3 protein-coding genes are annotated in these 2,239 nt (G+C 69.3%); all 3 read right to left on the bottom strand.

Translation table 11 applies throughout. The annotated features are described in order from the left end of the window. Positions 1 to 925: AAA family ATPase (locus CR162_RS21860; protein WP_281255025.1), on the bottom strand; the 925-nt coding region annotated here is incomplete at its 3' end. Then, positions 918 to 1,964, bottom strand: a complete 1,047-nt coding sequence (gene tssG / locus CR162_RS21855; protein ID WP_003104969.1) for a type VI secretion system baseplate subunit TssG — start codon at positions 1,962 to 1,964, stop codon at positions 918 to 920. The genes tssG and CR162_RS21860, both read right to left, overlap by 8 nt. Continuing rightward, positions 1,928 to 2,239, bottom strand: a 312-nt coding sequence (locus tag CR162_RS21850) for a type VI secretion system baseplate subunit TssF (protein WP_176559988.1), incomplete at its 5' end; no start/stop codon positions are given. The genes tssG and CR162_RS21850, both read right to left, overlap by 37 nt.

The raw sequence follows: 2,239 nt of genomic DNA, 5'->3' as shown, positions 1-2,239 counted from the left end.
CGATGAACAGGATGATCGGCTTCTCGGAACTCTGCACGTCTTCGATCACCTGGCGCAGGCGCTGCTCGAACTCGCCCTTCATGCTCGCCCCGGCCTGCAGCAGGCCGACGTCGAGGGCGCGCAGTTCGACGTCCTTCAGCGCCGGCGGGACGTCGCCGGCGACGATGCGCAGGGCGAAGCCTTCCACCACCGCGGTCTTGCCGACGCCGGCCTCGCCGGTGAGGATCGGGTTGTTCTGCCGGCGGCGCATGAGGATGTCCACCAACTGGCGGATCTCCTCGTCACGCCCGACGATGGGGTCGAGCTTGCCGCTGCGGGCCTGCTCGGTGAGGTCCACGGTAAAGCGCTTGAGCGCCTCCTGCTTGCCCATCGCGCTCGGCGCCAGGGCGCCGCTGGCCTCGCCCGGGGCGGCGCCGGCGTTGAAGCCGTCGCTGGCCGACAGGCCGTTCTCCGGCGAGGCGCCGACGTACTCGTCGAAGCGCTCGGTGAGCGCCTCGACCTTGAGCTTGGCGAATTCCGCCGACAGCCCGGTGAGGGCATGGCGCAGGCTCGGCGTCTTGAGGAGGCCGATCACCAGGTAGCCGGTGCGCACCTGGCTCTCGCCGAACATCAGGCTGCCGTAGACCCAGCCGCGCTCCACCGCTTCCTCGACATGGGAGGACAGGTCGGTGATCGAGGTCGAGCCGCGCGGCAGGCGGTCGAGGGCCTCGGTCAGGTCCTTGGCCAGGCGCGCCGGGTCGATCCCGGACTGGCGGACGATCTGGTGCAGGTCCGAGTCCGGCAACTGGAGGATCTGGTGGAACCAGTGCACCAGCTCGACATAGGGATTGCCGCGCAGCTTGCAGAATACCGTGGCGGCCTCGATGGCCTTGTAGGCCAGGCTGTTCAGCTTGCCGAACAGCGCAACGCGACTGATCTCACTCATGTTCCTTCTCCTTGTGCTCGTGCGGCCGCGCAGTGGCGTACTGGCGGGCCAGCAGTAGATCCCTGGCGTCCTGGCCGGGATCGCCCAGCCAGGTGTTGAAACCGAGCCGCCCGCCGCCCTGCAGGCCCAGCGGGGGTACTTCGTGGCGTTGCAGGACCAGGTTGACGTCCCAGTCCAGCTCCTCGCCCAGGTATTCGGCGACCCAGGCGGCCAGCTCGACGAAGTGGTCGCCGTCGGGCAGGAAGCGCTGGTATTGATCGAGGTCCAGCGGCCCCAGGCGCAGGCGGAACTTGTGCTGGCGGTCCCAGACGTGGGTGCCCAGGCAGACGTCCATGCCCAGGCTCGTCGAGTCGACGCCGAGGCGGCTGCGCTCGGGCAACTCCAGCCACTGGCCGACGTATTCCTCGACCGCCACCGGGACCTCGAAATACTCCGCGAGGATTACCCGCAGGCCGTCCGGGTAGCGGGTCTGCGCGGCGAGGTGGCCGGTGTAGTAGTAGCGTGCGGTATCCGCCAGCGGCTCGCGCCCCCGCAGGCTCGGCATGCCGCGCCCGGAGAGCGCGGCGAGACGCGCCGACCAGTAGTCGTCGTCGATCCGGTCGTGGCTGATCTCCGGCCGCGCCTCGGCCCAGGCCCGGTAGAACAGGGTCAGCAGGCGGTGGTGGAAGACGTCCATGAAGCGCTTGAAGGTCGCGTCGTTGACGTTGCGCTGGCGTTCTCGGGCGTATTCGGTGAGGTGCAGCGGCAGCGGCCCGTTGGGGCCGGTGAGGCCGAAGAAGAACTGGTCCAGGCGCGGCACCGCAGCGGTGCCGGCCTGGCTCACCGAGGCCAGGGTCGAGGGCGCGAAGGTGCAGTCGGGCTTCTGCCCGAGACGCAGCGGGTCGTCCGCCAGCCGCACCGAATGACCGAGGCGCGGCAGTTGCGGCGACTCGCACTCGATGCGCCGCAGCGCCTGGAAGAAGTCGTAATCCCAGGGCGCCGCCGCCATCCCGGCGAGCAGGTTCAGAGGTTCGGACGGCTGCCCGGCTTCGCCTGCCATCTCATCACCTCGCCCCGTTCGCCGGTGCGCAGCACCGTCTCGGTAAAGCTGTTGATCGACACGTAGCGTGCCAGGAAGCGCTCGAACACGGCGCCGAGGAGGAACACCCCGGTGCCGCGGAACGCGTTCTCGTCGAAGTCCAGGGTGATCTCCAGGCCACGGCCGAAGACGATCGGCCCGGGCATCGGCAGGCGCCGCGTGCAAGGCTTGCTGCTGACCTCGCGCAGGCCCTCGATCTGCAGTTGCAGCGCCGGATCGCCGCTGTCGCCGTAGAG

The organism is Teichococcus rhizosphaerae, assembly GCF_002631185.1.
Taxonomy (GTDB): domain Bacteria; phylum Pseudomonadota; class Alphaproteobacteria; order Acetobacterales; family Acetobacteraceae; genus Pseudoroseomonas; species Pseudoroseomonas rhizosphaerae.
The sequence above is the reverse complement of the archived record's forward strand: the minus strand, read 5'-3'. Positions and strand labels throughout refer to the sequence as shown.

Bases quoted from the DNA above. Each gene is read 5' to 3' on its own strand.
- tssG (WP_003104969.1), bottom strand. From the start codon at position 1,964: ATGGCAGGCGAAGCCGGGCAGCCGTCCGAACCTCTGAACCTGCTCGCC.